This is a genomic window from Rubritalea sp. (genome assembly GCF_039830215.1).
Lineage (GTDB): Bacteria > Verrucomicrobiota > Verrucomicrobiia > Verrucomicrobiales > Akkermansiaceae > Rubritalea.
This window is the reverse complement of the sequence record NZ_JBDOPO010000162.1, coordinates 1-4,759: the sequence shown is the minus strand read 5'-3', so window position 1 is coordinate 4,759 and position 4,759 is coordinate 1. Positions and strand designations below refer to the sequence as shown.

Below are 4,759 nucleotides of genomic sequence, written 5' to 3'. Positions count from 1 at the left end.
CTAGTCGAGAGGACAAACTCGAAATCCATTATCTACCAAGCTATAGCCCAGACTTGAACCCTGATGAGTAGTTCAATCGGGACCTGAAGTCCGAGCTAAGCAAGCGACCATCACTTCGAGGAAAAGGTAAATTCAAGGAGCAGGTTAAAACTCAAGTCAGGAGTTTGGCTAAGAGGCAGACGAGGATTCAGAAATATTTCAACTCATCAAAAATTTCTTATGCTGCCTGATTTTCCGCCCCATTAATAACTTGCGGATCTCATACCCCAGGAAACTAAGACCCCAGAGTGACAGGCCCAGTGCAACTCTTATCTTAACTCTTCTTAGCCAGCCCTATCCAGCACTAACGAAGCTTCATAAGCTGAAATCACATATCTCTAACACTCCAAAAGTATCGGGCGAGATTGAACAAGTTCTGACTCACGCCGCTACCTCCGCCAGCTGGCACAACGCCGCAGAGTATAAGAGAGTGGATATGAGTGTCTTCTTCATCCGATTAGACCTATTTAATTACTGCGCCAGTAGCGGCCGCATCAAACTTTTGAAGCACTAGAAATCACCTTTCTAACCAACAAAACAACTAACAGAAAAAATAAATACCATTAGATCTATTTTAATATAACCAATCAACAACACCTTTATAGACGTACAGGTCACTGTTTCCTCATTAGAAACCTTCAATTATCGATTTTCTCACGATTAATTGGCAGCCCACTTCTGAATCTTTTGCAGTAACACTTTCTCGGTAGACTTACTCACCATCGCTTTGCGGTAGGTAACCCCATTATGATAAATTTCTAGCTCATCCGCAAATTCCAGTTTCTCAGGAAGGCGACCCATGAGTTCTTTCAAAGTGAGTGAGTCGACCGAACGCACACCAGCCGCTCTACAGCCATCTTGAAATGCTTCAAGGTAGGCTGCTGGAGCTTGGCCATTTCCTATCAGCCGACTGGCCTGTTTCGCTTCCTCTTTAGATTTTAACAGTGCTACAAGTAATGATCCCACGATCACAGCGAGCCCCCCCCCACACACACTCCACCATGTTATCATACTTATCCTCTGAGGTTTCTCTTCAGGACTAACTTCCTCCAATGCCGGTGGCGTATCTCCCTCACTCGCAGTCTGCATAGTAGTCTCATCGCTCGGAGTCGTATCAAACACTGTCCATCCATAGCCGTCCAAGTAAATCTCAGTCCAAGCATGCGCATCGCGCGAACGGAAAACAATCAGCTTAGAATACGGATAGAGTGTCCCGCCTGAATAGCCATAGGCCACACGGCTTGGAATGCCTAACTCTCGGCACAACAAAGCAGCTGCCGAGGCAAAGTGCTCGCAGTAGCCACGCCTCTCTGCAAACAAGAAGTTCTCCATAGATCCTAAATTTCGTGGGTTTTCAACCTTGAGGGAATAACGACAACGCTCGGCTAATAATTTCCGAATTCCCTCCAGTTGCACGGCAAGCTCAGTCTCATTTTTTAAATCAACTAGCAATGTATTCCACCTCTTCCTCATGGCAAAATCCACTGGCAACTGCAGGTAAGATCGACCAGGTTGGCTGATGCGTATTTGAGAATCCAGTGCCGTGATCGATTTTAGCGTCCGTGGTTGGCTGATCCCCTTATACACAATACTTCCAGCATCACTCTCAGGTAATAAAAGCACACCTTTGGCGATTTGTCTCAGCTTAGACACCTCTATCCGTAGTCCACCCTGCATCGCCAAAGCCACATCCTGCCCAGTCCCTCCAGGGTTCAATGAAAGTCGATAATTTACTTGAGGGAGGTTCTCTACTGGCTGGTCCAACTCAACACCGATTCCGTCACCTTTGATGATTTTTTTTACCCTCTTTGAGGATCTCCAACTATCCCTCCGGTATGCATCAAATGCAAAACCACGGAGGTACACCTTGTTATTCATCAGAAATGCCAGTGACTCGCCATCCAGCACTTCGCAATAAACCTCTGGTCGGCTAGGTGGTTTATGATCGCTGTTTTTAGGAATTTCCCTCTCAAACTCCTGATCCCAAAGCCACTCTCCATCCTCGGCACTACCTCTAGGCCCTCTCCCTTCTCTTAGAATCCCTGTATCAGAAAAAAGTACCACCTCGGTGCTCACCGCCACGGCCGCCATCGATACTAATTCGACTACCAACACCAAAGCCAACACTAAAGTGTAGTCGGACAGTCTTGGCTTACGAACAGCACTAAAACGCAAGTGCGAATCCTTCAACCAAGCTCCCCACAAGAAAAATCCTAACAATAGGACGGCCATAGCTAACGCCCCACGCAGCCATACATTCAGATCCGCAGGCCACCCCCGAAGCAGCAAATACACAAGTACTATACTTAGCACAAAAAAGACACTACGCATAGACAGCCCCCTTACTCAAACGTGTGACTATCCCACCAAACCTTATCTTTCTAATATCAACTAATACAGTGCCATGTGGAACATCCAGACTATCCTCCCAGCTGTCTGTCTCGATATCAGAAAGCAGAATACATGTCTGTGTACTAGCTTGTGAATCGATTACTGACTGGACCTCGTGAGACTCAGTTCCAGTCGCGCGAGTCGCTTGTGCCAGCAATGCATAGATCTCGATCAATCCACTACGAGACCCCCCTTGCTGTGGTAGCCAAGCTAGGAAATCCGCATGTAGAGTAAACTTTACGCCGAGGCTGTACAAATAGTCCATGGAGCCTGCTAGAAATGCCAGAGCACGTTCAAATCTATCTTCTCGCAAGATCGCCCCCCCTTTACCAAAGGAGTGAAACACAATGTGACAACGCTCCGAGTATACCCCCGGTGGATCAAACTCTCGCACCCTCAGATCGCGGCCACGTGCCAAGGAGCGTGCCGAGGCTGGCCAGTCGATGTGCTTTGCTGAGTCGCCTGACTGCCACGGGCGTAGACCTCGTAGATCTCCGAATTGTCCGCTGAATCGGCTAGACTGATCGAGCTCGGAAACACTCAGAGCCCCGTGCATCATCAATTCTCTTGGCACAATTTTCTTTGGGTAAATCAATATAGGCGGCGCCATGACCTGCGTACCCCTCAGCTCCCGGTGGAACAAAGCAAAAGGAAAGGTCGACTCGATCCGGTACTTGGCTTCAATCACACACCCGCGTTGGCGCGACAGCACAGGCACTTCCAAAAGTACTTCTCCACCAGTCGCCACCCAAGGTGCCACAGCTGAAAAATGCACATTTCGAACGAGCTCGATCTCCACCGTCAGCCCTACGCTGTCTAGAAACCGCCGATGATTAGCTAAGACTACTTTAAGCGAAAATTTCTTTCCTGCGTGCACCCTCAGTGGCCCCTCTACCTCGACACTCAGCTTACGCATATTGAGCGATGCCACGACAGCGGCAAGCACCAGAACCACTATAAGTAACAGGCTCAACCGTAGTAAAGCCATCTCCTCAAACACAAACCCTGCGAGAGTGCAGACAACCATGACTAGGATCACTAATGTGCCCCGACTAGTGAAACTACCGCCTACTTTCATCACTAATTATTGCACAGGCACATGGTTAAGCACGCTGGCTAGCAACTGCTCGACGTCGCTCGCATCCTCAGGCTGCACTCGATGACGCATCACATCTACAAAAATATCTTTTACAAAATCAGGTAATACAAATTCCTCCCCCTCGATCACAGCAATAGCTTGGGAGGCCCGAAGTAAAGCTATGCTGGCTCGCACTGACACGGTGTGCTGACCGCCCGCAGCTCGGCGGGTTTGCTCGCAAAGAGCCACGATGTACTCAGAAATAGCTTCTGACACCCCAACCTTTTGGACTCTTTGCTGCATCTCTAGAATTTCCTCTGCCGAGATAATCTCTTTCTCAGACTGGCTATTCACACTACCCGCAGCGTGCTTGCGCAAGATATCTTGTTGGATCTCTGCTGAAGGCAGCGCCATCGGCACCGACAATAAAAAGCGATCGAGCTGGGGTTCAGGCAAAGGGAATGTCCCCGCCATTCCTAGCTCATTCTGAGTTGCCACCACCATGAATGGAGAAGTCAAATCGCGCGTGACTCCATCGATAGTGACCTGGCCTTCGTTCATCGCCTCTAACAAAGCCGACTGGACACGTGGTGAAGTCCGGTTGATTTCGTCTGCCAACAAGAGGTTGGTGAAAATAGGGCCTTCTACAAAATCAAAGTCGCCCGAATGCTGACGGTATAGATGGTAACCTAAAATGTCAGATGGCAAAAGATCGGGCGTGAATTGTAAACGCTTGAAGCAGCCCCCTATCGCCGAGGCTAGAGCCTGGCCCAAGGAAGTTTTCCCCACACCAGGAGGTCCCTCAATCAAGACGTGCCCTTGCGCAAGCAGAGCGACCAAGGCCAAACGTGCTGGCCGTTCGGCCCCGAGAACGCTCTTGGTCAGGCGTTGTTGGAGTTGCTGAATTTTTGCTTCTAGCATATTTCTGGAGTCTGGTTGATTCACCGTCTCACGACAATGGAATTCTGCTTAGACATGCAGCTTTGCCCTTTTTTGCCAATCGCTTTTTCTGGTGGCGTACTTGAATCACATCGACAACCACCAGCATCGTAATCACGAAGTAGAAGGTTGCTTTTGCCATAGCTTCCACCTGATGCCCCCAAAAAACAATTAGCTTTGAGTCAGCCTTCTGGCAGCAGCAAATCACTCACGATGAAGAGCACAAAGAGACCGAGTACTACATACATCTTATTCTAATGAAGAATGGCCAAAACCTTATCCAACATCCAAATCATCAGCAGGCCACTCGAG

The 4,759-nt window shown here is 48.8% G+C and carries 4 protein-coding genes; all 4 read right to left on the bottom strand.

Translation table 11 applies throughout. The annotated features are described in order from the left end of the window. Positions 1-699: 699 nt before the first annotated feature. Positions 700-2,271: a transglutaminase-like domain-containing protein gene (locus ABGY95_RS05370; RefSeq protein WP_347440670.1), complete on the bottom strand. Its 1,572-nt coding sequence runs from the start codon at positions 2,269-2,271 to the stop codon at positions 700-702. A gap of 91 nt (positions 2,272-2,362) precedes the next feature. Further along, entirely contained in the window at positions 2,363-3,508 is a 1,146-nt protein-coding gene (locus ABGY95_RS05365) for a DUF58 domain-containing protein (protein ID WP_347440669.1), read from the bottom strand. A 6-nt stretch (positions 3,509-3,514) separates the two neighbouring features. Next, positions 3,515-4,429 (bottom strand): AAA family ATPase, encoded by a 915-nt coding sequence (locus tag ABGY95_RS05360; RefSeq protein WP_347440668.1) that lies wholly within the window; start codon positions 4,427-4,429, stop codon positions 3,515-3,517. 28 nt (positions 4,430-4,457) lie between these two features. Further along, on the bottom strand, positions 4,458-4,589 hold the full coding sequence (locus tag ABGY95_RS05355; RefSeq protein ID WP_347440667.1) for a hypothetical protein: 132 nt from the start codon (positions 4,587-4,589) through the stop codon (positions 4,458-4,460). Positions 4,590-4,759: the final 170 nt, after the last annotated feature.

Excerpts from the sequence above, each read along its gene's own strand:
- ABGY95_RS05370 (WP_347440670.1), bottom strand. The coding sequence starts at position 2,271 with ATGGCCGTCCTATTGTTAGGATTTTTCTTGTGGGGAGCTTGGTTGAAG.
- ABGY95_RS05365 (WP_347440669.1), bottom strand. The coding sequence starts at position 3,508 with ATGAAAGTAGGCGGTAGTTTCACTAGTCGGGGCACATTAGTGATCCTA.
- ABGY95_RS05360 (WP_347440668.1), bottom strand. The coding sequence starts at position 4,429 with ATGCTAGAAGCAAAAATTCAGCAACTCCAACAACGCCTGACCAAGAGC.
- ABGY95_RS05355 (WP_347440667.1), bottom strand. The coding sequence starts at position 4,589 with ATGGCAAAAGCAACCTTCTACTTCGTGATTACGATGCTGGTGGTTGTC.